This window comes from Lentzea albidocapillata (assembly GCF_000719115.1).
Classification (GTDB): domain Bacteria; phylum Actinomycetota; class Actinomycetes; order Mycobacteriales; family Pseudonocardiaceae; genus Lentzea; species Lentzea albidocapillata.
Genome location: NZ_JOEA01000008.1, coordinates 92,596 through 117,442 on the forward strand (window position 1 = coordinate 92,596; position 24,847 = coordinate 117,442).

Consider the following 24,847-nt stretch of genomic DNA (forward strand, 5'->3'; position numbering starts at 1 on the left):
GGGTCTGTATCGAAGTCTGATCCGCGATAGCCGGGCCCGACGTGGCCCCTGGTGGTGCGGCCGGACAACCCACATACAACACCGGTATGCGGGCCGTCCGGCCGCACCACCAGGAACCACCTCAAGCGCAACTCTCATCGAACCAGACTTCGATACAGACCCTAGTGGGCGGCGTCGTCCCAGGAACGGCCCACGCCGACCGAGACCTCCAGCGGCACCTGCAGCCGGTAGGCGTTGCCCATCTGGGCGCGCACCAGGGCCTCGACGGCCTCGCGCTCGCCGTCGGCCACCTCCAGCACCAGTTCGTCGTGGACCTGCAGCAGCATCCGCGAACGCAGGCCGGACGACTCCAGCGCGCGGTAGACGCCCAGCATGGCCACCTTGATGATGTCCGCGGCGCTGCCCTGGATCGGCGCGTTGAGGGCCATGCGCTCGGCCATCTCGCGACGCTGGCGGTTGTCCGACGTCAGGTCCGGCAGGTAGCGGCGGCGGCCCAGCACCGTCTCGGTGTAGCCGTCCTTGCGGGCCTTCTCGACGATCTCGTTGAGGTAGTCGCGCACGCCGCCGAAGCGGGAGAAGTACGCCTCCATCTGCTCGCGGGCCTCTTCGGTCGGGATGCGCAGCTGCTGCGACAGACCGAACACCGACAGGCCGTACGCGAGGCCGTACGACATCGCCTTGATGCGGCGGCGCATCTCCCCCGTCACCTCGGCGGTGGGGATCGAGAACGCCTGCGACGCCACGTAGGTGTGCAGGTCCTCGCCGCTGTTGAACGCCGCGATCAGGCCCTCGTCGCCGGACAGCGTCGCCATGATCCGCATCTCGATCTGGCTGTAGTCCGCGGTCATCAGCTCCGCGTAGCCCTCGCCGACGACGAACGCCTGGCGGATGCGGCGGCCCTCGTCCGTGCGGATCGGGATGTTCTGCAGGTTCGGGTCCGTCGAGGACAGCCGGCCGGTGGCGGCGATCGTCTGGTGGAACGTCGTGTGGATGCGGCCGTCGTCGGCCACCGACTTCAGCAGGCCGTCCACAGTGGACTTCAGGCGCGTGACGTCGCGGTGCGAGAGCAGGTGCTGCAGGAACGGGTGCTCGGTCTGCTCGAACAGGTTCTGCAGCGCGTCTGCGTCCGTGGTGTAGCCGGTCTTGGTCTTCTTCGTCTTCGGCATGTTGAGCTCGTCGAAGAGGACCGTCTGCAGCTGCTTCGGGCTGCCGAGGTTGATCTCCTTGCCGATGACCGAGTACGCGTCCTGCGCCGCCTGCTTCACGCCGGCCGCGAAGTGCGCCTCCAGCTCCGAGAGGTGGTCGACGTCGATCGCGATGCCGACCGCCTCGACCTCGTCGAGCACGTTCATCAGCGGCAGTTCGAGGTTCGCGAGCAGGTCGGTGCCGCCGATCGTGACCAGTTCCTCGTCGAGGCGGTCGGCGAGCTCGGCGACGGCACGCGCGCGCAGGATCGTGCTGGTGGCGACCTTCTGGGCTTCCTCGGACTCGTCGGAGAGCAGCGACAGCTGGCCGTCGCCGGACTCCTCGGCGCGCAGCTCGCGCTTGAGGTAGCGCAGCGCCAGGTCGTCCAGTGCGAACGAACGCTGGCCGGGACGCACCAGGTAGGCGGCCAGCGCCGTGTCGGAGGACAGGCCGCGCAGCTTCCAGCCGCGGGCGCGCACGCGGCGCAACGGCAGCTTCAGGTCGTGGCCCGCCTTGGACACCGACTCGTCGGCCAGCCACGCGGCGAGAGCCTGCTCGTCGGCCTCGTTCAGCTCCTCGACGGCGACGTACCCGCCCTCACCGGTGGCCGTGCACAGCGCGACGCCCTCCAGGTCGGTCGTGATGCGCAGCGCGACGCCGACCCGCGTCTTGCGGGCGTGCTGGTCCAGCCACGTCGCGAGCGTGCCCGCGGGGATCGCGCCGCCGGAGACCTCGAAGCCCTCCTCGGCCTCGGGCTCGGCGGTCGACAGCGTCTGGAACAGACGGTCGCGCAGGACGCGGAACTCCAGCTCGTCGAACAGGCGGTGCACCGCGTCGCGGTCCCACTGCTGCACCTCGAGACCGTCGATCGTGTACGGCAGCTCGACGTCCTTGATCAGTTCGGTGAGCTGGCGGTTCATGATGATGTTCGCCAGGTTGCCGCGCAGGGCCTCGCCGACCTTGCCCGGCACCTCGTCGACGCGGTCGACGAGCTCGTTGAGGCCGCCGAACTGGTTGAGCAGCTTGATGATCGTCTTCGGGCCGACGCCGGGGGTGTTCGGCAGGTTGTCCGAGGAGTCGCCGCGCACCGCCGCGTAGTCCGCGTACTGCTCCGGGCGCACGCCGTGCTTCTCCTCGACGTAGGCCGGGGTGAAGCGGCCCATCTCCGAGACGCCCTTGACCGGGTACAGCACCGTGACCTGGTCGTTGACCAGCTGGAACGCGTCCCGGTCGCCGGTGACGATCTCCACCTCGACGCCCTGCGCCACGGCCTGCGTGGTCAGCGTCGCGATGATGTCGTCCGCCTCGTAGTTCTCCTTCTCCATGGTCGGGATGGCCAGCGTGGCCAGCACGTCCTTGATCAGGGAGACCTGGCTGCGGAACTCGTCCGGCGTCTTCGTGCGACCGGCCTTGTACTCGGGGTACTGCTCGGAGCGGAAGGTCTTGCGCGAGACGTCGAACGCCACCGCGACGTGCGTCGGCTTCTCGTCGCGCAGGATGTTGATCAACATGGACGTGAAGCCGTACACGGCGTTCGTGACCTGGCCCGTCTTCGTCACGAAGTTCTCGGCGGGCAGGGCGTAGAACGCTCGGTAGGCCATCGAGTGACCGTCGATGAGCAGGAGCCGCTTCACGTCTGAGGTAGTCACGGGCCCGAGTCTAGGGTGGGGGTCTGACAGTTTTGCTTGAGCCCTTGGAGCACGTGTGACCCCCGACCTGCCTATCGAGTTCGCCGACGAGCAGCTGCACGTACGGATGGGCATCGAAATCACCCAATGGGATGTTCAGGAGATGATCGGCACGATGCCGGTCAAGGGCAACCGCCAGCCGTTCGGCCTGCTGCACGGCGGCGCGAACGCGGTGCTCGCCGAACAGCTGGGCTCAATCGCGTCCGCGATGCACGCCTCCCAGTTCGACTGCATCGCCGTCGGACTCGAGTTGTCCTGCACCCATCATCGAGCGGCGCGCGAGGGCACCGTCACCGGCGTGGCGCGCCCGATCCACCTGGGCCGCAGCACGACGACGTACGAGATCGTCATGACCGACGAAGACGGCAAGCGCACCTGCACCGCCCGCCTCACGTGTCTCATCCGCCCGAAGCCTCCGGGCGCCTGAGTGCTGGGGTAAACCACACCCCAGGTCTGCGGTAAGCCCCAGTGTGCGACCAAGATCAGCACGACATCGTTGGCCGCATGACCTTCACGACTCGACTGACAGCAGCAGTCCTGTGCGGCGCGGTGGTCGCGGCCTCGGTCCCGGCCACCGCCTCCGCCCGCCCGGTCCGCGGCAGCCTCCTCGACGTCGTCCCGGTGTCCACCATGGACACCAACCAGTTGGTCGGATACCTGGGGGACCACGCCTTGGACGCCTCGCGCGTCCGCTTCGCCGTGGACGCGAAGCGCATCACGTACCGCACCATCGACGCCTTCGGGAAACCGACGACGGCGAGCGCCCTGATCGCATTACCGCGCAACGGTGACCGAAAACCCCGGCAGGCCGCCTGGCTGCACGGCACCACCGGCTACCGGGGCTCGGTCGCCTCGGTGGCGGACGGCAACGACAGAGCCGCCACCTACCTCTTCGCCGCCGCCGGCTACCTCACCACCGCCCCGGACTACCTGGGCCTGGGCACCGGTCCCGGCCACCACCCGTACGTCGACGCCCCGTCGACCGTCACCGCCTCGGTGGACGCCTTGCGCGCGGCCCGTGAGTTCGCCGCCCGCCGAGGCCTCCGCCCCGACCCGCGCGTCATGATCACCGGCCACTCGCAGGGCGGCCACGCCGCCATGGCGCTGGGCCAGGCCCTGCAGCGGGGCGCCGACCCACGCCTGGAGGTGGGTGCCCTCGCCCCCATCGGCGGCCCGTTCAAGCCGAGCCTCCTCGTGGCCAAGGCGACGAACGACGAGATCTCCAACGGCGTCGCGTACATGGCGTACTGGACCGTGGCCTGGAACCGCCTGCACCACCTCTACGACGACCCGGCCGAGGCCTTCCGCGACCCTTCGGTCGAGGCGCTCTTCGACGGCGACCACCGCAACGAGGACATCTTCCCGCACCTGCCGGCGACGATGGGGGAACTCCTGACCGAGTCCTACCTGGACCGCGTCAAGCACCCCACGGGCATCCTGCGCGCGAAGCTGCGCGAGGCCGACGGCTACTGCGACTGGCGCCCCGCGGTCCCGGTGACGATCTACTCGTCCGCCGGCGACCAGGACACGCTGCTCGAAACCTCCGCCTACTGCGACCAGCGCCTGAAGCGGCACCACGCCCGCAGCACGCTCGTCGACCTGGGCGCGGACGTGAACCACGGCAAGGCCGCCAAGCTGGCCTTACCCCGAATCCTGGCCGACTTCGACCGCTCGTAGAACGAAAGCGGGGCGGAGGAAAATCCCTCCGCCCCGCTCCCACAAGCCGAACCTCAGTGAGCCTCACCCAGGTACGCGTCGCGCACCCGCTGGTCGGCCAGGAGCGAGTGCCCCGGACCGTCCAAAGTGGTCTTGCCGAGGTCGATCACGTACCCGTGGTCCGACAACGCCAGCGCGGCAAGGGCGTTCTGCTCCACCAGAAGGATGGTGGTGCCGAGCGACTGCAGCTCCTTGATGGTGTCGAAGATCTTCTGCGTCATGATCGGCGAGAGACCCATCGAGGGCTCGTCGAGCATCAGCAGACGGGGCTTCGACATCATCGCGCGGCCGATGGCCAGCATCTGCTGCTCACCACCGGAGAAGAGCCCGGCCTTGTTCTGCCGCCGCTCCCCCAGCACGGGGAAGAGGTCGTACACGCGCTGGATGTCGGCCTCGACGCCGTCGTCCTTGCGGACGTAGGCACCGAGCTGCAGGTTCTCCTCCACGGTCATCCGCGGGAAGAGCCGGCGGCCCTCGGGGCAGTGGGCGATGCCCTCTCCGAGGATCGCGTGCGCCGGGTCGTTGTGGATTTCCTTGCCCTGGAACCGGATCGAGCCGGACGTCGGCCGCAACAGACCCGAGATGGTGCGCAGGGTCGTGGTCTTGCCCGCACCGTTCGAGCCGATCAGCGACACGATCTGGCCGGCCTCGACCGTGAACGAGATGTCGCGGACAGCCTCGATCGCGCCGTACGAGACGGAGAGGTTGCGGACTTCGAGCAGCGCGGTCATGCCTGCTCCTCCTCAACAGAAGCAGCGGCGGCCTCGACGTCGTGCTGGACTTCCTCCGGGGGCTTGCCGAGGTAGGCCTCGATCACCCGCGGATCCGCCCGCACGACCTCGGGGCTGCCCTCGACGAGCAGTTCGCCCTGCACGAGCACGGAAACCGAGTCGCACAGCCCGAAGATGAACTTGATGTCGTGCTCGATGACCACGACGGACACACCCGTGTCGCGGATGCGGAAGATCAGCTGCTGCGTCGCTTCCGTCTCCTGCGGGTTCATACCCGCGGTGGGCTCGTCCAGCAGCAGCACCGCCGGGTCCGTCGCCAACGCGCGCGCGATCTCCAGACGGCGCTGGTCGCCGTACGGGAGGTTGCGCGAGAGCTCGTCATCGACGCCGTTCAGACCGACGAACGCGAGCAGCTCCCGCGACCGCTCGCGAGCGGCCTTCTCACCGCGCTGGTACGCCGGGCCGTGGAACAGCGAGGCCAGCGGGCCCTGCTTCATCCGCACGTGGCGGCCGACCATGACGTTCTCCAGCACGGTCATGCTGGGGAACAGGCGGATGTTCTGGAACGTGCGGGCCACGCCCGCGTCCGTCACCTTCGCCGGGTCGCCGGGCAGGATGTTGCCCTTGAGCAACACCTCGCCGGTGGTCGGCGTGTACAGACCCGTCAGGCAGTTGAAGAACGTCGTCTTCCCCGCGCCGTTCGGACCGATCAGACCGACGATCTTGCCTTCTTCGAGCGTCAGGGTGACGCCCTTCAACGCCTTGAGGCCACCGAAGACCATCGAGACGTCACGCGCCTCCAATACCGGAGTGCTCATGCTTTCTTCGCCTCCACATGCGCCTCTTCGGCATTCTCGTCGGCGCGTTCGACCATCTCAGCGCGCCTGTGCGCATCGGGGATCAGGCCGACCGGCCGGAACCGCATGATCAGGATCAGCGCGAGGCCGAAGATCATGAGGCGGTAGTCCTCGAAGTCGCGGAGCTTCTCGGGCAGCACGAACAGCAGCGCGGCACCGAGAACGGCGCCGGGGATCGAGCCCATGCCGCCGAGGATGACCGCCGCGAGCAGCGTGATCGACTCGAGGAACTTGAACGATTCGTAGGACACAGTGCCGTTCTTGTGCGCGAACACCGCACCCGCGAGGCCCGCCAGCATGGCACCGATGAGGAACGCGAGGATCTTCATCTTGCCGGTGCGGATGCCCATCGCGCGGGCGGCGTCCTCGTCCTCACGGATCGCGATCCACGCACGGCCGATGCGGCTGAACTTGAGGTTCGCGAACACCGCCATCGTCGCCGCGACGAGCAGCACGATGAGGACGTAGTAGAGAACACCGGCGGGCAGCTTCACCGCGCCGATCGAGATCGACTTGTTGAACTCCGCGCCGAACAGCGACAGCGCCGGAACACCGGGGATCGCGTTGGAGCCGTTGGTGAAGCCACCGATGTCGTTCTGCGCGGAGCGGGTGAAGATCTCACCGAACGCCAGCGTCACGATCGCCAGGTAGTCACCGCGGACCCGCAGCGTCGGCGAACCGACGATCGCGCCGAAGATGCCGGCCACGACGGCCGCGATCACGGCGGCGACGGGGAACGGCAGGGAAAAGCCGAAGTACGCGGTGGCGGCACCGGAGAAGTTCGCCGCCACGAGGGCACCGATGCCCATGAACGCCACGTACCCGAGGTCGAGCAGACCCGCGAGGCCGACGACGATGTTCAGACCGATCGCGGTGGCGGCGTAGATGCCGATGTTCGCCGCGACGGTCATCCAGTACTCGTTGCCCGCCTCGGTGAACGGCAACAGCAACGCGCACGCCGCCAGCACGATCACGCTGAACACGCGGTGCTGCTCGGACAGTGCCGAGAGCCAGCGGACGTAGCCGACGCCGCTCAGTGCGCCGATCACACCGGCCGCGAACCCGAGGAACGACAGGAAGACCGCGCCCGCGTACGGGTTGGCGGTACCGACGCCACCGGTGGTCAGCATCGCGGCGACGGCGTAGAGCACCGCGCCGAACGACAGAAGCAGCACCAGGTACGCGACCGGGGTGGAGATCTTGAACTTCCACTCGCCCACCGGCTCGATGCCGATGCCGTAGCCCGCGAGGATCGTCAGCACGCCGGCGACGAGGCCGACGACACCACCGAACGCGGTCGCACCGTCGAGGGCCGTGATGGCGCCGAGGCCACCGCCCTTGACCGTGATGTAGAGGGCGTTGATGAACGACACGGCCGTGAGGCCCCAGCCGAGCGCCCGGACGACGCGGCCCTTGGACGGGACCGGCGCGAACGCCGCGACCAGGACGAGGACGCCCAGCACCAGGAGGTGCCAGCGGAATCCGGTGACCAGGAACGGGGCGTCGAAGAACTGCAGCGTCGACTTGTCAGGCCAGTTGCCGTCGTTGAGAACGAACGTGACCCACGGCAGCAGCGCCGCGACGATGCCGAGGACGCCGCCGGCGGCCGCGAAAGGCTTGCCGAGGGGTGCGAGCGCGGAGCGCTTCGCAGAAGTGTCGACCGTACTCATGCGCGCACCCTTTCCGGCTCACCGAACAGACCCTGCGGGCGGAAGACGAGCACGAGGATCAGCACGACGAAGATCCACACGTAGTCGTACTGGGTGCCGCCCGGCATGTACTGACCGGCAACGGTCTTGATCAGACCGATGATGAACGCGCCGATGACCGCGCCGCGGATGCTGCCGACGCCGCCCAGGACGGCCGCCGTGAAGGCGAAGATGCCGTTCTGGAAGCCCATGTCGATGTTGATGTTGTTCAGGTAGCCGCCGAACATGATGCCCGCTACACCGGCGAGAACAGCGCCGATGATGAACGTCAGCACGATCACGCGGTCGGGGTTGACACCCATGAGCTTCGCGGTGTCGGGGTCCTGCGCGGTCGCTCGCATCGCGCGACCCATGCGGGAGCGGTTGATGTAGGTCTGCAGGATGACGGCGAGGCCCACGGAGAGCACGACGAGCATGACGCCGGTCCACGAGATGTTGACCGTGCCGATCGTCAGGTTGCCCTCGGGGAAGACCTTCGGGTACGGCAGGTTGGACTTGGCGTTCGGGTAGAAGACGCGCACGGCCTCCTGCAGGAACACGGACACGCCGAGCGCTGTGATGAGCGGTGCGAGCCGTGGTGCGTTACGCAGCGGCCGGTAGGCGAACCGTTCCATGATCACGGCAACGATGACCGCCACCACGATGCCGCCGGCGAACATGAGCGGCAGGGCCACGGCAGGCGACTTCTTGAGATCGTCAGGAAGAAGCGTGAACGTGGCGAGGCCTCCGTACGAGGCCACCATGAAAACCTCGCCGTGGGCGAAGTTGATCAGCTGGATGATGCCGTACACCATCGTGTACCCGAGGGCAATCAGGGCGATCAACGCACCCTGAATGACCCCGTTGGCCAGCTGTTGGAGCAGGACTGACACGACTACCTCCGTAGACGGCGGGGGCGAGCAAAGAACGCCCGCCCCCGCCGTGGCTCAATCAGTTTTTCGGTAGTCGTCAGCCGGTGTACGTGCCGGTCTGAACGTCCTTCCACTTGGCCGAGGTGACCTGGTAGACGGTCAGCACCTTGTTCGTGCTGTCGCCGTACTCGTCGAACTTGATCTCGCCGGTGGCACCGGAGGCGGTGTAGGCAGCGACGTTGGTCAGCATGGCGTCACGCTTCGACTCGTCCCAGGCAGCGCCACCCTCGAGGGACTTGGCGAGGCCACCGATGATCGAGTTCGTGGCGTCGTAGGAGAACGCACCGTAGGCGGCGTAGTCCTCCTTGCCGAACTTCGCCTTGTACGCGTCGACGAACGCCTTGGCCGTGGCCAGGGACTCGGTCGGGGCACCGACGGAGGTGGCGAGGTCGCCCTCCTTGCCGCCGAGCTCGATGTACTTGCCGTCGAAGATGCCGTCGCCGCCCATCAGCGGAACGTCGAGGCCGCTGTCCTTCATCTGCTTGGACAGCGGGCCGGCGACCGGGTACTCGCCGCCGTAGTAGACGGCCTCCGGGCCGAGGGCCTTGATCTTGGCGATGACGCCGGAGAAGTCGGTGTCCTTCTCGCCGACCTTCTCGGAGCCGACGATCGTGCCGCCCTTCTTGGCGACCTGCTTGGACAGCTCGGCGGCGAGGCCCTCACCATAGGTCTTGCCGTCGGTGATGATGGCGATCTTCTTCTTGCCGGCCTTCTCGACGAGGTAGTTGGCCGCGTACGGCCCCTGCAGGTCGTCGGTGGTGCAGACGCGGAAGTAGTTGTCGAACTGACGCTTCGGGGCCGTCAGGAAGTCATTGCCCCTGGTCAGCGTCGGGCTGGTGTTGGCGGGCGACACCATGGGGATCTTCTTGTCCCGCAGGATCGGCTGCACGGTCTGGGCGACCGACGAGTTCAGCGTGCCGACGACACCGACGACGTTCGGGTCGGTCGACAGCTTCGTGGCGGCCTGGGCACCCTTGGCGGGGTTGGCCTCGTCGTCCTGGGCGGACACGGTCAGCTTGAAGCCCGGAACCGTGCACTTCTTGTTCGCCTCGTCCACGGCGAGCTCGGCGGACTGCTTGATGCCGACGCCGAGAGCGGACAGGTTCCCGGACAACGGGGCGACAACACCGACGGTCAGAGTGCCCTTCGACGTGTCGCAGCTGCCCCCGTTGGTGCCGCCGCCCTCGGTCTTGTTCGAGCCACAGGCTGCAAGAACAAGCAGCGAGGCGCCGACGATCGCTGCGGACTTCACAGAGTGCTTACGCACGTGATGTCCCTCCTATATCCCTGCTCCCGGCCACGCGAGATCTCCGCGCGCCGCTCCATCACCCTCTCCTGAGGGATGGCCGGAACCTAGGCGATGACTGTGACCGCAGTCATCAAAGCCAATGGGCTCGTGACCATAACGCAACGCGGCGTTATGTTTTACTTAAGCAATCTCACAGCCTGTAACCTTCGTTCACTCTTTGGACGGCTGCCATAACGAGGACGTATGACTCCGCGTCGCCGGGTGATCGCCGCGTTGGGCATCGTCGCGGTTCTGGTCGCCTCGGTGCTGGTACTGCGCGCCACCGATGATGCCTCGAAGAAGCCCAGTTCAGAGGCCGTTCGCTTAACTAAGTACACGGCGGATTTCGTCGAGGTTTCGCCTCAGCCGGCGCGGCCCAGCCCTCCGTCCACCGTTTGGAGCAGCGACGGACGGGTCCAATGGGCTCCCGTGGACGGCGCGGCAGGCTACGAGGTCGCCGGGAAACTCGTCGCGTCTCCTGAGGCCGCGGGCTCCGGACGGCCCGAGGTGCGCGCCGTGGACGCCTTCGGCCAGCGATCCCAGCCGGTCAAGGCGGAGGAACGTCCGAGCGACGACAGCTGGCGCCAGAAGATCAACGGCTGGATCGACGACTTCGACGACACGTTCCTGGAACGCCGCTACCACCTGAGCGGGCGGAGGGGGTGTGTGAACCCCGGCTCGGGCTCGGGCGGCCGCCTGGTGCTCGACATGCCGTGCGGCAACGACACGGCCGTGTTGCGCGCACGGTCGCTTCTGCAGTTGAACGAGTCGGGCGAACTGGGCCGCGTGGCCGTGGTGACGGACGCGGCGGGACCGCGCGGGAAGCTCGTGCTCGACCTGGTCCCCGGAACCCCCGATCGCCTCGGACCCATACCTCCTCCTGATGCGATCCGTGTGGTGGTGGACGACTCCGTGGCCCCCGGAACGCGCGGTGCAGGCGTTCTGCATCGATTCGAAGCGGTGCTGACAGATAACGATGTGCGCGTTGTGCAAGATGGCGTGCAGATCGCGACGGTGCCGGGCCCGCCGAAGTGGCGTGAGGCGAGCGTGTTGATCAGCGTGACCCCGCCGCCCAGCTATCCCGGACGTGTGGAGATCGACGCTGTGGGCATCACCGGTTCGCGTGGCCCGGCGGACGAGGTGATCGAGACACCGCTGGTGGCGGGGACGTTGCGCGTGCTCGAACCCGACGAGGAGGCGCCAAGCGTCGGCGTAGCGCGCGCACCGTTGCGTGCGGCCCCTTCAGCTCGATTGCGAACGACGGTGCGGTTCGGCGACGGCGGCGACCCGAACGGCCTGGTCGCGGAGCTCGGACCGGCGAAGCTGCCGTTGCGGCCGGTGGTGAGCGGCTGGTCGGCGGCGGAGGACAGCGAGTTGACGCTGGCCGGGGACGTGCCCGCCGAGTTACTCGGAGAGGCCGGGCCGCACGCGCTGACGCCGTTCGTACTGCGAATGCCCGGTGCGTCGCAGGCCCAGGTGCTGGAGAGCTACCTGGAGGTGCCGGGCCGGTCGCCGGTGAAGCTGGAGAACGCCCCGGACGAGCCGCCGCCCGTTCTGCCCGTCATGACCGCTGAGTTCGCCGCTACGGGCCCGAACGACACAACGCTGGTGGTCACCCTCGACGCCTCCTCCGCACGCTCGGTGGCACCGATAGCGGGCTTCGAGGTGTACGTGGACAGCTCTCTCGCGGCGACCGTGCCGATGCCCGGCGGCATAGGTGGCCGGCACGAGCTGCTGCTCTCGCTGAAAGGCAGCCACCACGTCGAAGTCCGCCTGCGCCCCGAGGATCCGGGGCGGCAGACGGACTCCGTGTGGCTCGAACTCAGACGCTGATCAGCCGAAGTTCTCGATGACGGCCTCTGCGACGGCCTTCATCGTCGTACGGCGGTCCATGGCGGTGCGCTGCACCCAGCGGAACGCCTCCGGCTCGCTCAGACCCTGCTTGGTCATGAGAATGCCCTTGGCCCGCTCCACGACCTTGCGGGTCTCCAGGCGCTCGGTGAGCCCGGCGACCTCCTGCTCCAGCGCGGCCAGTTCGCTGAACCGGCTCATCGCCAGCTCGATCGCGGGCACGAGGTCCCGCTTGGCGAACGGCTTGACCAGGTAGGCCATCGCACCCGCGTCACGGGCGCGCTCGACCAGGTCGCGCTGACTGAACGCGGTGAGGATCACGACCGGCGCGATCCGATTGCCCGCGATGTGCTGCGCCGCCTCGATCCCGTCGACCTTGGGCATCTTGACGTCCAGGATCACCAGGTCGGGGTCGAGTTCGGTCGCGAGCTTGATGGCCTCTTCACCATCTGCGGCCTCGCCCGCCACGTCGTAGCCCTCTTCGCGCAACATCTCCACGAGGTCGAGGCGGATCAACGCCTCGTCCTCGGCGACGAGCACGCGGGGGGCCTTGCGCGTGGCTTCGGACTGGGCCTCGGCAGCCTGCTGGGTCACCGGGGTCCTCCTGACGATCGTTCCTGCGGGCGAAAGCGCAGTCTACCGGCGGTCGGGCCGATCATCGGGCTGACCAGCCGTGACGGCAGACACGAACTCCTCAGGCCACGGATAGGTCCGCATGCCCTCCTCGACGTCCCCGGCCGGCGCGTCGATGCGGCGCAACGTGATGTCGCGGGTGGTCCCGAAGTCCGGGTGGCCGAGCTTCTGCCTGATCTCGTCCTCGGTCGGACCACCGGGCCACTCGACGAACCAGGCCCCGCCCATCGGGAGTGCTCGCAACCAGCTGGCGTCATGCCACAGGTGTACCCGGCGCAGAAGAGCGCTCCCAGTGGCCGGTTCCGCGATCTCGTCGTCGTTGCCGCCGCCGTCGGTGTACTCGACGCCGCGGTGCTCGTGCATCCAGCGCACGTAGCGCATGCCGAGGTCCCAGGCCTGCTCGTCGACCCCGGCCAGCACGACGCCGGCGTCACCGGTGGTCAGCTCGGCCGACCTGCGGTACTGGCGGTGTTCGAGACCGGCGACGCCCATGCCGAAGCCGCCCTCGGTGCGCGGCAGCAGTTCGAACAGCAGCGGGCCCAGAGCCCTGTCGCTCAGGTGCAGCCTCAGGGTCTCCCCCGGTTCCACCGTCCGGAACGCGTGGGCGGGCCTGATGATGCTCGCGGGCGGCATCAGCTGGAGCATGCTGGCTGCGGTGCAGCCCGCGACCAGGACCTTGGCCTCCAGCCGGCGCTGCGCCTCGGTGGTGGCGCCGGGCAGCACGGAATCCCCGTCGCGGACGGCCGGGACCGCTTGGGACAGGTTCTCGCCCGTGTAGGTGCGCCGCAGATCGGCGAGCTGGTCCGTGGTGGACAGACGTGCCATGACAGCAGTCCTCGTTTCCGCCGCCCGGCTCGGCCGACAAGGACGCATGTGTCACGCGTCTACGTGGTCAGTTCGCTTCGGTGAGCAGGAGTTGCTGAACACTGCGGCGGAGAGTGCCGCTCACTGCCGGGGAGCGGCTCCAGCCTCACGTCTGCTCGGACGCCGTCCACCACGTTACCGGACCGGCGCACCCCATTTTCGCCTTAGTCGGCGCCCACGATCAGCTTGTACCTCACGTCGACTTCCTTGCCGTTCGCCGACCCGCGGATCACGAGCTCGTGCTCACCCGACGCGGGCGCGGGGATCCAGGCGTAGAGACCACAGCCGACGGAGTTGATCCGCCCGGCCGAGGTGCCGTACGGGTTGCCCGCGCGCGCCTCGTAGGTGAACGGCGTGGCGGACACCTTCGTGAGCGTCTGCGTCGAGCCGTCCAGCAGCACCTCGCCCTGCGCACTCTTCATGAACGTCTCGCAGGAGGCGACATCGCTCGCGAGGTTCACGACCGGCGCGAGCAACGGCTTGGAGGCGGGGACCCGGCACTGGCGCTCGACCGGCGCTTCGCCGAGCGACCCGGCGAGCAGCCAGACCTCGATGGGCTGGTCCCGCATGCAGAAGCGTCCGGAGGTGTCGGACATCGGGTTGCTGCCCGAGGGCTGGGAAGCCCAGCTCCACCAGCGCGCCTGGAAGTCGGCCGGCGCCAGTTTGTCCGAAGTAGACGATTGAGAGGTGGGGGGTTGTGCCGCCATTTGCGCGTTTCCGCCACAACCGGCGAGCAGAAAAACCAAGAACAGCAGGACAATCCTCACTGGTTCTCGCGTCCCTTGCGTCGTTGTTCCTCCGCGCGCTCACGGCAGCGGCGCAGGAACTCCTGATCGTCGTCAGCATCGGTGGCCGCGAACCGTCCCGGCCGGTCGTACTCGGGAAAAGCAGGAGTACCTCGTTCATACGATCCGAATCGCGCTCGTCCGGTCCCCACCACCGGACGGCCCGCAAGGAGCCACGCGATCGAACCCACCAACGGGAACAGCAGGACCAGGAGAAGCCACATCATCTTCGGCAGGTTGCGAACCGAGCCCTCGTCGGTCGTGATCACATCCACGACGGCGAAGATCGTCAGGCCCAGCATCAGCACTCCGAACAGCCCACCGAAGTACAGCATCTCCACCCCCAGGTCATGCGGTCGCCGCACATGGTGACACAAGCGGCCACTCCCTGAACACAGTTCACATGTCAATCATCTTGAGACCAATTCACGAAGCCGCGAATCCGCCGAAACTGGCGCGGCGGAATTCGACGCGTCGTCACACGGGACCGAATTGCGTTTCACCGGATTCGAACGAGGTTTCGCGCACCGGAACGTCCACACCGTCCTAGTTGGACTGGAGTCCGTGAGAGGAGCTGACGCTGAGCGCCAGACCTGCTGCGCACCCGTTGCCCAGGTAGTAAGAGAGCCTTAGCGTCGGACACATGCCGAGGGGTGCCGAGAGCTTGCTGGAAGTGCTGGCCGCGCACGACGTCGAGGTGGTGTTCGGGCTACCCGGCGTGCACAACCTCGCCATCTGGGAGGCGCTGCAGAAGTACCCAGGCATCCGCATGATCGGCGTGCGCCACGAGCAGACGGCGGTCTACGCGGCAGACGGCTACGCACGGGCCACCGGCAAGCTCGGTGTAGCGGTCGTGACCACCGGACCCGGCGCGGCGAACACCCTGGGCGCCACGGGCGAGGCGTGGGCGTCCGGCAGCCCGGTGCTCGTGATCGCCACGGACATCCCCTCGACCCTCCGGAAGCCGGGGGTGTACCGCGGCGTCCTGCACGAAACACGCGACCAGAAGGCCATGTTCGCGCCGGTCACCAAGGCGTCGTTCGAAGTGCCGTCCGCCCTAGATCTCGGGGTCTACGCCGACAAGGCCGTCCAGCAGGCCACGCGGAGCCCGCACGGCCCGGTGTACCTGGGCGTCCCGACGGACTTCCTGTCCGACGAGGTCCCGCACCACACCGTGACCAAGGTCGAGCACACGCACGTCGTCGCCGACCTCACCGAAGCCGAGAAGCTCGTCGCCGGGTCGTCAAGGCCTCTGATCTGGGCCGGTGGCGGTGCGGCGCGGTCGGGCGCGGGAGCAGCCATCGGTGCGTTGGCCGCCAAACTGCAGGCACCGATCATCACTACGTACGGCGCCCGCGGCCTGACGGACGGCCCTTACGTCGTGCGTGGTCCGGTGCACGCACCGCCCGTGGGAAAGCTGTGGGACGACGCCGACCTCGTGATCGCGATCGGCACCGACTTCGACGGCATGATGACCCAGAACTGGTTGCAGCCGAAGCCGCGCGCCCTGCTCGCCATCAACATCGACAAGGCCGAGGCGAACAAGAACTACCCCGCTGACGTCACGCTCGAAGGCGACGCGGCCGCCGTCACCACCGCTCTCGCCGCGGAAGTGACCGCCAAGCAAGGCACCGTCGACATCGAAGCCGTCAACGCCGAGGTGCGCGCACTGGCCGAAACCGACTCCCCCGAAGCCGCGAAACTGTTGCAGGCGTTGGAAAACACTGATGCCACGATCGTCGCCGACATGTGCATCCCCGGCTACTGGATCGGCGGCTTCCACCACGTCACCAAACCGCGCGGTCTTGCCTACCCGGTCGGCTGGGGCACGCTCGGCTTCGGTTTCCCGGCGGCCATCGGCGCAGCCGTCGAACACCGCACCATCGCAGTAGTCGGCGACGGAGGCTTCCTCTTCGCGTGCGGCGACCTCGCGACGTTGAAACAAGAGGGCCTGCCGCTCACCATCGTGCTCGTCGACGACGGCGGCTACGGCATGCTCCGCTACGACCAGCAGATCGCGAACCACGCCATCAGCGGCGTCGACCTGACCCGCCCGGACTTCGCCAAGCTCGCCGAGAGCTTCGGCATCCCCGCGGTCACCCTCGACGGCTTCGACGACCTCAGGTCCGCCCTCGCCGACGCCGAGGGCCCCACCATGATCGTGGTCAACGCGCACCTCAAGCCCCCGATCAACACTTCCCCTCGCTGGTACCGCAAAACCGCCACCTGATCGGACACACCATGGGTACCGTCCGTCCATGAGACGTGGGCTGGGGATCGTGCTCGCCGTGCAGGCGGTGGTGCTGACCGCGTTGTCGGGCCGCTACGGCTTCCACCGCGACGAGCTCTACTTCATCGCGGCGGGCAAACGCCTCGACTGGGGCTACGTCGACCAGCCTCCGATCACCCCGGCACTCGCCCGCCTCACGACGGAGGTGTTCGGGGAGACCCCCGTCGGCCTCCGCGTGATGGCCACCGTCCTGGCCCTGGCCATCACGGTCGTGGTCGCCCTGATCGCGAGGGAGCTGGGCGGAGGCTCGGTCTTCGCGGCGGCCGCCTCGGCAACCTCGACGTTCGTCCTGGCCGTGAGCCACATGCTCTCCACCGCCACAGTCGACCTGCTGATCTGGGTGCTCATCGGCTACTTCGCGATCAAGCTCCTGAAGACCGGCGACGGCCGCTGGTGGCTCGCCCTCGGCGCAACGGCCGGCGTGGGCCTGGCCAACAAGTGGTTGCTGCTCCTGTTGCTGGCGGCCATGGCGATCGCCTTGCTCGCCGTGGGCCCGCGCAACGTCCTGCGCACCTGGTGGCTCCTCGCCGGCCTCGCGGCGTGCGCGGTGCTCGCCGCCCCTGCCGTCATCTGGCAAGCGCTGCACGACTTCCCGCTGCTGACCGTCGCCCAGGGCATCAGCGAAGACGACGGCACCGAGAACCGCATCATGTTCGTCCCCATGCAGATCCTGCTGCTGTCACCACTCCTGGTACCCGTGTGGCTGATCGGGTTCCGAAACCTGTGGCGCGACAGGACCTTCCGCTCGATCGCACTCGCCTACCCGATCCTCTGCGCCCTGTGCCTGATCACCGGAGGCAAGCCCTACTACGCCGTCCCGCTGCTCCTGGTGCTGACGGCCGCAGGAGCCCGCCAAGCCCAGGAATGGCTGGCACGCCGCAAGACCACCGGCAGCGTCCTGGTCGCCCTGAGCGTCGTGCCGGCTTTGCTGGGCTCCTTGCCGATCCTGCCGCCCAGCGCACTGGCACCGGTCATCGCCATCAACCCCGAACAGGGCGAGCAGGTCGGCTGGCGCGAACTGGCCCTCACGGTCCAGGACGCGTTCTTCGCGAACGACTACCCGACCGTCATCACCCGCAACTACGGCCAGGCCGGCGCGATCGAGGCCTACACCGAGGTGCACGTCTGGTCCGGGCACATGTCCTTCTACGACTGGGGACCTCCCCCGTCCGGCCGCGCGAAGGTGCTCCTGGTCGGGTTCGTCGAGGCGCCGTTCAGCGACTGCGAGGTCGTCGCCCGGCACCACAACCCCGTGGAGAACGAAGAAGACGGCACGGAGATAAAGCTGTGCACAGCACCCACGGAACCATGGGAAACCCTCTGGCCGAAACTCCGCCACTACTACTGAAACAACACCGGCCACTTAGGACGTTGGAGAACTTCCAACACGGTCCACGGTGAGCGGGCGAGAGTTCGGCGCCTCCATGCGCGAAGCACTTCGACATGTGGGCTGTCTGGCCGCGAGGTGTCGAGCCTCGCCGGATGGATCCTTCGAAGCTGTCCGACCTGCTCAACGGCAAGGGCGGCGTGACCGAGTCCGACGTCAACAGGCTTGTGGGCGTCTGCCGAATCCCGTCAGAGCAAGCAGATGAATTGGTGACGCCGTGCCGATTGACCCACCGCGTCATGATCGCAGCGAACCTGAACGTCGCCCAGGAGAAGCCGACGAACGCGTGACACGTCGGTCCGTTCACCTTCCTGAAGTTCGACAAGTTCGAATCGCTCGTCTACACGGACGCGGAGACCTACGGCCTGTTCCTCGACGACGAGGACACCGTCAAGGTGCATCTCAACATCCTCAAGGCGCTCGACCTAGTGGCGTTGGACGAACTCCAATCCAGAGAACTCAATCACCAGCGTCGCCGGATGACGGCCGCAACATCACCTCGCAGCGAGTGCGGCCGCAAGTGGCACCAGTTCAGAACATTCGCCTGATCCCACGTTCCGGACGGCCACGAAGGCTGACAAGCTCGCCCGGTGACCCGAACCTGGCCCGAGAAGCGCGCCACCGACGAAAGCACGCTCGCCTGGGAATTCCTCGACTTCCTGCGCAAGACCGCCGTGCTGAAGGTCGACGGCCTGAGCCGCTACCAGGCTGCGGCGGCCCCGATCGCCACCTCCCCGAAGCTGACGGCGCTCGGCGTGCTCAAGCACCTGACGGCCGTCGAGCGGTACTGGCTGTGCATCGCGGGCGCGGGCCTCGACCTGCCGTCGTTGTGGAAGGGCAGCCCGGACCCGTCCTGGAACCTCGAGGACGGCGACACCCCGGCGTCGCTCATCCAGGCGTACCGCGAGGAATGGACGAACGCCGAGGCGCTGAAGGAGCTGGCCCCCGACGCGACGGCCGCGGACGGCGAGCGCACTGTGCGGTGGATTCTGGCCCACGTGGCACAGGAGACCGCGCGCCACGTCGGACATCTGGACCTTCTCCGCGAACTCGCGGACGGGCAGACCGGCGAGTAGCAGCAGGAACTGGTCCAGGCAAGCCGCGCCGCATTTCTCCTTCACGGCTGGTACAGATGGCCGGCCACGGCGTTTCGGCACACTTCCTGGAGTGCGTTCACCGCGTCTCGCAGCAGCGGGTTGGTGTTCGCGGTGCGGTGGACAGCGTGCACATGTCTGCGCACAGGCTTGTGCCGTAACGGCATCGCGTGCGTGCCGGGCAGCTCCTTGTACCCGAGCGCGGGCACGAGCGCCACGCCGACACCGGCCGCCACGAGCGACTGCACGACCTCGTAGTCGTTGCTTCGGAAAGCGATCTTGGGCGCGAAACCCGCCGCCGCGCACAGACGTGTGAGACAGGTGGCACCGGAGGTGCCGTCGCGTGACGCGATCCAGCGCTCGTCCTTGAGGTCTTCGAGTCTGACGTTGTTCTTCGCGGCCTGGTGCGCGGACGGCACCATGACCAGCAGGGATTCGTCCAGCAACGGCAGCACCGTCAGTTCTTCCGGCCACGTGCGCGGGACCAGGTCGTACGCGTAGACCAGTGCGAGGTCGAGCTCGCCGGACAGCACGAGCGGCAGGACGTCGTCCGGCTCCGCCTCGTCCAGGCGGACCTCGGCGCCCGGCAACTCGGCCTGCAGCTTCGCCAGCGCCTTCGGCACGACCCGCGCGCTCGCGGTGGGGAACGTGCCGATCCGCAGGCGGCCCCGCAGGCCCTGCACCATCGCCTTCACCTCGTGCTCGAACCCGTCGAACGCGGCGAGCAACTCGCCGCCGCGGTCGGCGATCAGCAGAGCGGCGGCGGCCGGCCTGATCGAGTGCGCCTCGCGTTCGAAGAGCGTCACGCCGACCGCCCGCTCGAACGCCGAGATCTGCTGCGACACGGCCGACGACGTGTAGCCGAGACGGCGGGCGGCCTCGGCGAAGGAACCCGTCTTCACGACCTCGACGAGCGTGCGGAGATGGACCGGGTTGAGCACCAGAGCAGCTTATGCTGGACGTCGCGAGGTTTCATTCTGCAACCTCTGGCGCATCCACCGCGCACCTACCAGGGTGGATGCATGCCCTACATCTCCACGAACCCGTCGAACACCTCCGACGTGGTCGCCGAGATCGAGCTCGGGACCAGCCGCGACTTCGTCGACGCCGCCCAGCGGGCCAAGGCCGCACAGCGCGCGTGGGCACGCGTACCCGCGCCCGTGCGCGGCCAGGTCATCGGCAACATCGGCCGCCTGGTCGAGGCGAACTTCGAACCCCTTTCCCAGCTCGTGACCCGCGAGATCGGCAAGCCGATCGCGGAGGCCCGCGGCGAGGTGCAGGAGATCGTCGACACCGCGAACTTCTTCCTCGGCGAGGGCAGGCGCCTCTACGGGCAGACGGTCCCTTCGGAGATGGCGGACAAGCAGCTCTTCACCTTCCGCAACCCGGTCGGCGTCGCGGCGATCATCACCGCCGGCAACTTCCCGGTCGCCGTGCCGTCCTGGTACATCATCCCGGCGCTGCTGTGCGGCAACTCCGTCGTCTGGAAGCCCGCCGAGTACTCCGCCGCGTCGGCCCAGGCGTTCTACGACGTGTTCCAGGCCGCCGGCATTCCGGCCGGCGTGTTCGAGATCCTCTTCGCCGAGGGCTCGGAGACGTTCGACGGACTCGAACAGTCGCTGCGGCAAGGACTCGTCGACAAGGTCGGCTTCACCGGGTCCAGCGAGGTCGGTGTGCGCATCGGCGAACTGTGCGGACGCCACCTCCAGACGCCGTGCCTGGAACTGGGCGGCAAGAACCCGATGGTCGTCACCGAGGACGCGGACCTCGACCTGGCCGTGCAGGGCGCGTTGTTCGCAGGCTTCGGCTCCGCGGGCCAGCGCTGTACCTCGCTCGGCACGGCGATCGTGCACGAGTCGGTGTACGACGAGTTCCTGACCCGGTTCGTCGAGGCCGCCGCCGGCGCCACCGTGGGCGACCCGACCGGTGATGTCCTCTATGGACCGTTGCTGGACGAGAAGTTCGCGCTGGCGTACGAGAAGTACCTCGGCTGGATCGGCGGGCACCACACGGTGCACGGCCCGACCGGCCGCATCTCGGCCACCAGTCCCCGCAACGGCTTCACTGGTGAGAACGGCTTCTTCTACCACCCCGCAATCGTTTCCGGCGTGCGCGACGACGACGAACTGTTCCTGCAGGAGACGTTCGGCCCGCTCGTCAGCGTCATGAGGTACTCGGACCTGGACGAGGCGATCGAGCTCGGCAACAAGCCGGGCTACGGCCTCTCCTGCTCGATCTACACGACGGACCCGAACAAGGCCTTCCGGTTCCGCGCCGGCATCTCCGCCGGAATGGTCAGCGTCAACAACTCGACGTCCGGGGCCGAGGCGCACCTGCCGTTCGGCGGCAACGGCAAGAGCGGCAACGGCTCCCGGCAGTCGGGCGTGTGGGTGCTCGACCAGTTCACCCGCTGGCAGTCCATGAACTGGGACTACTCCGGGAAGCTGCAGAAGGCGCAGATGGACACTCTCGCGATCGAGGCGAACCTTGACTTCCGACTCGCCTGAGCTGCCCGCTCAAGCAGAGGTCGTCGTCATCGGCGGCGGGGTGATGGGCACATCCATCGCCTTCCACCTCGCCGAGGCAGGAGTCCGGGACGTCGTGGTCGTGGAGAGGGATGACCTGGGATCCGGCTCCACCTGCAAGGCAGCGGGTGGAGTGCGCGCCCAGTTCTCCGACGAACTGAACATCAGGCTCGGAGCTCGATCCATCGAACTGTTCCAGCGCTTTCCGCAGCGCCCCGGGCAGGAGATCGATCTGCACCAGGTCGGCTACCTGTTCCTCCTTTCCTCTCGGGAACACGTCACGGCGTTCGAGCGCAACGTCGATCTCCAGAACTCCCTCGGCGTGCGCAGTCGCATGCTGACTGTCGAGGAGGCCCGGCGGATCTCGCCGCTGATCGAAACGGACGGCCTGCTCGCGGCGACCTACTCGCCCGACGACGGACACTGCACGCCTGAGTCCGTCGTACTGGGCTACGCCACCGCGGCCCGCCGATCCGGTGTCCGCTTCCACACCAGAACAACCGTGAGATCGATCGTAGGGACGGGGTCCGACAGTTTTCGCGTCGAAACCGACCGCGGAACGGTTTCGGCGGGAACCTTGGTGTGCGCGGCCGGCGCCTGGTCGCGGGAGATCGGCGAGATGGTGGGCGTTGACCTGCCCGTTTCTCCCCTGCGACGGCAGATCATGTTCACCGAACCCATGCCGGAGCTACACGATCGGGTGACTCCCTTCACCATCGACTTCGGCAGCACCTTCTACTTCCACCGCGAGGGCCAGGGGCTGCTGTTCGGCATGTCCGACCCCGACGAGACACCGGGTTTCAAGCTGGACATGTCCGACGCGTGGCTGCCCCGCCTCACCGAGGCGATCGGCAGGCGTGCGCCGAGACTGCTGGACGTGGGCGTGCGCGACGGGTGGGCCGGGTTGTACGAGGTGACGCCGGACCACAACGCGCTGATCGGCTCGGTGGGCAGGTTCTTCTACGCCACGGGCTTTTCGGGGCACGGGTTCCTGCAGGGTCCCGCGGTCGGCGAGGTCGTGCGCGACCTCGTGCTCGGTCGCGAGCCCTTTGTCGACGTGTCCAGTCTGGACGCCTCCAGGTTCGCCGCCGACCAGGCACGGCCGGAACTCAACTGCGTGTGAGGAATGTGATGGACGTTCTCGAGCTCATGGACGAGTGGGGGCCGGAGAAGGTCGTCTGCGTGTCCGACCGGCGCACCGGCATGAAAGGTGTGCTCGTCATCGACAACACCGCTCGCGGCATGGGCAAGGGCGGCACCCGGATGAGCCCGCACGTGACGGTCGCGGAGATCGCCCGTCTCGCCCGCGTGATGACGTGGAAGTGGGCCGGCGTCGACCTGTTCTTCGGCGGCGCGAAGGCGGGGATCGTGTTCGATCCTTCCTCTCCCGGCAAGGAAGCGGCGCTGCGGGCGTTCGCGCGCAAGCTCTCCAACGAGGTGCCGCGCGAGTACGTGCTCGGGCTCGACATGGGCCTCACGGAACGGGACGCCGCGATCGTCCAGGACGAACTGTCGGACCGCGGCGCTATGATGGGCGCACCGGCTCAACTCGGTGGTCTTCCGTACGACGAGCTGGGCGTCACCGGGTACGGCGTGGCCGAGGTGGCGGACGAGTTGGTGGTGCTGCGCGGAAAACGCGTGGCGATCCAGGGTTTCGGCGCGGTAGGTGCCGCGGCGGCGAAGCGGTTCTCCGAACTGGGCGCTGTCGTCGTCGCCGTGTCGTCGGTGCACGGCGCGCTGGTGGATGCCGGCGGCCTGGACGTCGCGCGACTGCTGAAGCTGCGAGGCGAATTCGGTGACCTCGCGGTGAAGGAGTACGGCGCCGTCCGCGCGCTCGGTGCCGAACTCCGGGTGCCGTGCGACGTGCTGGTGCCGGCCGCCCTGCAGGACGTGATCGACGCGGAACTCGCGGGCGAACTCGACACCGCCCTGGTGGTCGAGGGCGCGAACCTGCCGACTTCCGCCGCGGCGCAAGAGGTTCTCGCCGCGCGCGGGATCACGGTGGTGCCTGACTTCATCGCGAACGCCGGCGGCGTGGTCGCGGCGGCGTTCGGGATGGACGCGCGGTACTCGCCGTTCCCGGTGAATCCCGCGACGGTGCTGGAGGCCGTGTCCTCGAAGCTGAGGGCGAACGCGGCGAACATCATCGCCGAGGCGCGAAGTCGTGGCGCCACGACACATGTGGCGGCGCGCGAGCTGGCGCAGGAACGCGTGCTGGCCGCGATGAAGCTGCGGGGGCGGGTCGCATGAGCTCCCTCGAAGGCGTGGTGATCGCGGACTTCAGCCGGGTGCTGGCGGCGCCGTACGCGACGATGATGCTGGGCGACCTCGGTGCCGAGGTGGTCAAGGTCGAGCAGCCCGGCAGGGGCGACGAGACCCGCACGTGGGGTCCGCCGCACTACGAGGACGAGGCGACGTACTTCCTGTCCGTCAACAGGAACAAGACGTCCGTGCAGATCGACCTGTCGACCGAAGCGGGCCGGGAGGCGGCGCGCGAGCTGATCGCGCGGGCGGACGTCGTGGTCGAGAACTTCAAGCCGGGCACGATGAAGAAGTTCGGGCTCGACTACGAGTCACTCGGGCGGGACGACCTGATCTACTGCTCGATTTCGGGATTCGGTTCAGGCAAAGGCGCGGACCTGCCCGGCTACGACCTGCTCGTGCAGGCCGTGGGCGGGTTGATGAGCGTGACCGGGCCCGGCCCGTACGAGCCGGTGAAGACCGGCGTGGCGCTGGTCGACGTGCTGACCGGGTTGCACGCGTGCGTCGGCATCTTGGCGGCGTTGCGGCACCGGGAGGCGACGGGGCTGGGGCAGCTCGTCGAGCTCGACCTGCTGACGGTGTTGTTGTCGAGCATGGTGAACCAGAGCGCGGGCTTCACGCTGGCCGGCTCGGTGCCGAAGCCGATGGGCAACCGGCATCCGTCGATCGCGCCGTACGAGGTGTTCCCGACGGTCGACCAGCCGATCGTGCTCGCGGTCGGCAACGACCGGCAGTTCCGCCGGTTGTGCTCGGTGCTGGACGTGCCCGAGCTGGCCACGGACCCGCGGTTCGTCACGAACTCCGACCGGGTGGAGAACGTGGACGAACTGTTCGAGGTGCTCGCGGCGAGGCTGCGGACGCACCCGGCGCAGCACTGGTTCGAGACGCTGACGCCGCTGGGTGTCCCGTGTGGTCCCGTCAACGATGTCGCTCGGGCGTTCGCGCTGGCGGAGTCGCTGGATCTCGGTCCCACCGCGACGATCGACGGCATGACGCTCGTCGCGAACCCCATCCGCCTGTCGCGCACGCCGGTGACCTACCGGCTGCGCCCGCCGAAACTGGAGCAGTGAC

The 24,847-nt window shown here is 67.9% G+C and carries 22 protein-coding genes and 1 pseudogene; 12 read left to right on the forward strand and 11 right to left on the reverse strand.

What is annotated here, in order from left to right; all coding sequences use genetic code 11:
• Positions 1-161: 161 nt before the first annotated feature.
• The gene (gene polA / locus IG04_RS0112960; RefSeq protein ID WP_084401631.1) at positions 162-2,948 is read right to left on the reverse strand and encodes a DNA polymerase I; all 2,787 of its coding nucleotides are present in this window, start codon (positions 2,946-2,948) and stop codon (positions 162-164) included.
• Between polA and IG04_RS0112965 the strand changes: the two genes are divergently transcribed.
• Positions 2,941-3,300 (forward strand): hotdog fold thioesterase, encoded by a 360-nt coding sequence (locus IG04_RS0112965; RefSeq protein WP_084401633.1) that lies wholly within the window; start codon positions 2,941-2,943, stop codon positions 3,298-3,300. The genes polA and IG04_RS0112965 overlap by 8 nt on opposite strands.
• 77 nt (positions 3,301-3,377) lie before the next feature.
• Positions 3,378-4,550, forward strand: coding sequence for a lipase family protein (locus IG04_RS0112970; protein ID WP_063758260.1), 1,173 nt, complete (start codon positions 3,378-3,380; stop codon positions 4,548-4,550).
• Positions 4,551-4,603: 53 nt separating this feature from the next.
• On the opposite strand, the gene IG04_RS0112975 is transcribed toward IG04_RS0112970, so the two are convergent.
• The 5 genes from IG04_RS0112975 to IG04_RS0112995 all read right to left on the reverse strand — a co-directional run bounded on the left by IG04_RS0112975 (position 4,604) and on the right by IG04_RS0112995 (position 10,064).
• The gene (locus tag IG04_RS0112975; protein ID WP_030476859.1) at positions 4,604-5,320 is read right to left on the reverse strand and encodes an ABC transporter ATP-binding protein; all 717 of its coding nucleotides are present in this window, start codon (positions 5,318-5,320) and stop codon (positions 4,604-4,606) included.
• Positions 5,317-6,138: an ABC transporter ATP-binding protein gene (locus IG04_RS0112980; protein ID WP_030476860.1), complete on the reverse strand. Its 822-nt coding sequence runs from the start codon at positions 6,136-6,138 to the stop codon at positions 5,317-5,319. The genes IG04_RS0112975 and IG04_RS0112980 overlap by 4 nt, the downstream gene beginning before the upstream one ends.
• Positions 6,135-7,847 carry a branched-chain amino acid ABC transporter permease gene (locus IG04_RS42555; RefSeq protein WP_051769750.1) on the reverse strand — a complete coding sequence of 571 codons (1,713 nt, stop codon included), beginning with the start codon at positions 7,845-7,847 and terminating at the stop codon, positions 6,135-6,137. The genes IG04_RS0112980 and IG04_RS42555 overlap by 4 nt, the downstream gene beginning before the upstream one ends.
• Positions 7,844-8,758: a branched-chain amino acid ABC transporter permease gene (locus tag IG04_RS0112990; protein ID WP_036014507.1), complete on the reverse strand. Its 915-nt coding sequence runs from the start codon at positions 8,756-8,758 to the stop codon at positions 7,844-7,846. Before IG04_RS0112990 ends, IG04_RS42555 begins: the two co-directional genes overlap by 4 nt.
• A gap of 76 nt (positions 8,759-8,834) precedes the next feature.
• Entirely contained in the window at positions 8,835-10,064 is a 1,230-nt protein-coding gene (locus tag IG04_RS0112995; RefSeq protein WP_030476863.1) for a branched-chain amino acid ABC transporter substrate-binding protein, read from the reverse strand.
• A gap of 225 nt (positions 10,065-10,289) precedes the next feature.
• Between IG04_RS0112995 and IG04_RS0113000 the strand changes: the two genes are divergently transcribed.
• Positions 10,290-11,918, forward strand: coding sequence for a hypothetical protein (locus IG04_RS0113000; RefSeq protein WP_144065451.1), 1,629 nt, complete (start codon positions 10,290-10,292; stop codon positions 11,916-11,918).
• Here the strand turns inward: IG04_RS0113000 and IG04_RS0113005 are convergent, their stop codons facing one another.
• The 4 genes from IG04_RS0113005 to IG04_RS0113020 form a co-directional block, all read right to left on the reverse strand.
• Positions 11,919-12,530, reverse strand: coding sequence for an ANTAR domain-containing response regulator (locus tag IG04_RS0113005; RefSeq protein ID WP_030476865.1), 612 nt, complete (start codon positions 12,528-12,530; stop codon positions 11,919-11,921).
• A gap of 42 nt (positions 12,531-12,572) precedes the next feature.
• Positions 12,573-13,394 (reverse strand): hypothetical protein, encoded by an 822-nt coding sequence (locus tag IG04_RS0113010; protein ID WP_051769753.1) that lies wholly within the window; start codon positions 13,392-13,394, stop codon positions 12,573-12,575.
• 203 nt (positions 13,395-13,597) lie between these two features.
• On the reverse strand, positions 13,598-14,002 hold the full coding sequence (locus tag IG04_RS42560; RefSeq protein WP_144065452.1) for a hypothetical protein: 405 nt from the start codon (positions 14,000-14,002) through the stop codon (positions 13,598-13,600).
• 194 nt (positions 14,003-14,196) lie between these two features.
• On the reverse strand, positions 14,197-14,553 hold the full coding sequence (locus IG04_RS0113020; protein ID WP_030476868.1) for a PLDc N-terminal domain-containing protein: 357 nt from the start codon (positions 14,551-14,553) through the stop codon (positions 14,197-14,199).
• A 308-nt stretch (positions 14,554-14,861) separates the two neighbouring features.
• Between IG04_RS0113020 and IG04_RS0113025 the strand changes: the two genes are divergently transcribed.
• The 5 genes and pseudogenes from IG04_RS0113025 (at position 14,862) to IG04_RS0113040 (ending at position 18,971) form a co-directional block, all read left to right on the forward strand.
• Positions 14,862-16,448: a thiamine pyrophosphate-binding protein gene (locus IG04_RS0113025; protein WP_030476869.1), complete on the forward strand. Its 1,587-nt coding sequence runs from the start codon at positions 14,862-14,864 to the stop codon at positions 16,446-16,448.
• A gap of 28 nt (positions 16,449-16,476) precedes the next feature.
• Complete coding sequence (locus IG04_RS0113030; RefSeq protein WP_030476870.1) at positions 16,477-17,856, forward strand: ArnT family glycosyltransferase; 1,380 nt, start codon at positions 16,477-16,479, stop codon at positions 17,854-17,856.
• A 134-nt stretch (positions 17,857-17,990) separates the two neighbouring features.
• Positions 17,991-18,185 (forward strand): helix-turn-helix domain-containing protein, encoded by a 195-nt coding sequence (locus tag IG04_RS0113035; RefSeq protein WP_030476871.1) that lies wholly within the window; start codon positions 17,991-17,993, stop codon positions 18,183-18,185.
• An 18-nt stretch (positions 18,186-18,203) separates the two neighbouring features.
• Positions 18,204-18,443, forward strand: a pseudogene (locus tag IG04_RS48920) (hypothetical protein); the annotation flags it as partial.
• A 42-nt stretch (positions 18,444-18,485) separates the two neighbouring features.
• Positions 18,486-18,971 (forward strand): DinB family protein, encoded by a 486-nt coding sequence (locus tag IG04_RS0113040; RefSeq protein ID WP_030476872.1) that lies wholly within the window; start codon positions 18,486-18,488, stop codon positions 18,969-18,971.
• A gap of 41 nt (positions 18,972-19,012) precedes the next feature.
• On the opposite strand, the gene IG04_RS0113045 is transcribed toward IG04_RS0113040, so the two are convergent.
• Entirely contained in the window at positions 19,013-19,930 is a 918-nt protein-coding gene (locus IG04_RS0113045) for a LysR family transcriptional regulator (protein WP_051769759.1), read from the reverse strand.
• Between the two features lie 81 nt (positions 19,931-20,011).
• Between IG04_RS0113045 and IG04_RS0113050 the strand changes: the two genes are divergently transcribed.
• From IG04_RS0113050 to IG04_RS0113065, 4 genes are read left to right on the forward strand one after another with little or no spacing between them, the layout of a single operon-like run.
• The gene (locus tag IG04_RS0113050; RefSeq protein WP_030476874.1) at positions 20,012-21,496 is read left to right on the forward strand and encodes an aldehyde dehydrogenase family protein; all 1,485 of its coding nucleotides are present in this window, start codon (positions 20,012-20,014) and stop codon (positions 21,494-21,496) included.
• A 43-nt stretch (positions 21,497-21,539) separates the two neighbouring features.
• Positions 21,540-22,637, forward strand: coding sequence for an NAD(P)/FAD-dependent oxidoreductase (locus tag IG04_RS0113055; protein ID WP_051769851.1), 1,098 nt, complete (start codon positions 21,540-21,542; stop codon positions 22,635-22,637).
• Positions 22,638-22,645: 8 nt separating this feature from the next.
• The gene (locus tag IG04_RS0113060) at positions 22,646-23,764 is read left to right on the forward strand and encodes a Glu/Leu/Phe/Val family dehydrogenase (RefSeq protein ID WP_211257747.1); all 1,119 of its coding nucleotides are present in this window, start codon (positions 22,646-22,648) and stop codon (positions 23,762-23,764) included.
• The gene (locus IG04_RS0113065) at positions 23,761-24,846 is read left to right on the forward strand and encodes a CaiB/BaiF CoA transferase family protein (protein ID WP_030476877.1); all 1,086 of its coding nucleotides are present in this window, start codon (positions 23,761-23,763) and stop codon (positions 24,844-24,846) included. The genes IG04_RS0113060 and IG04_RS0113065 overlap by 4 nt, the downstream gene beginning before the upstream one ends.
• Position 24,847: the final 1 nt, after the last annotated feature.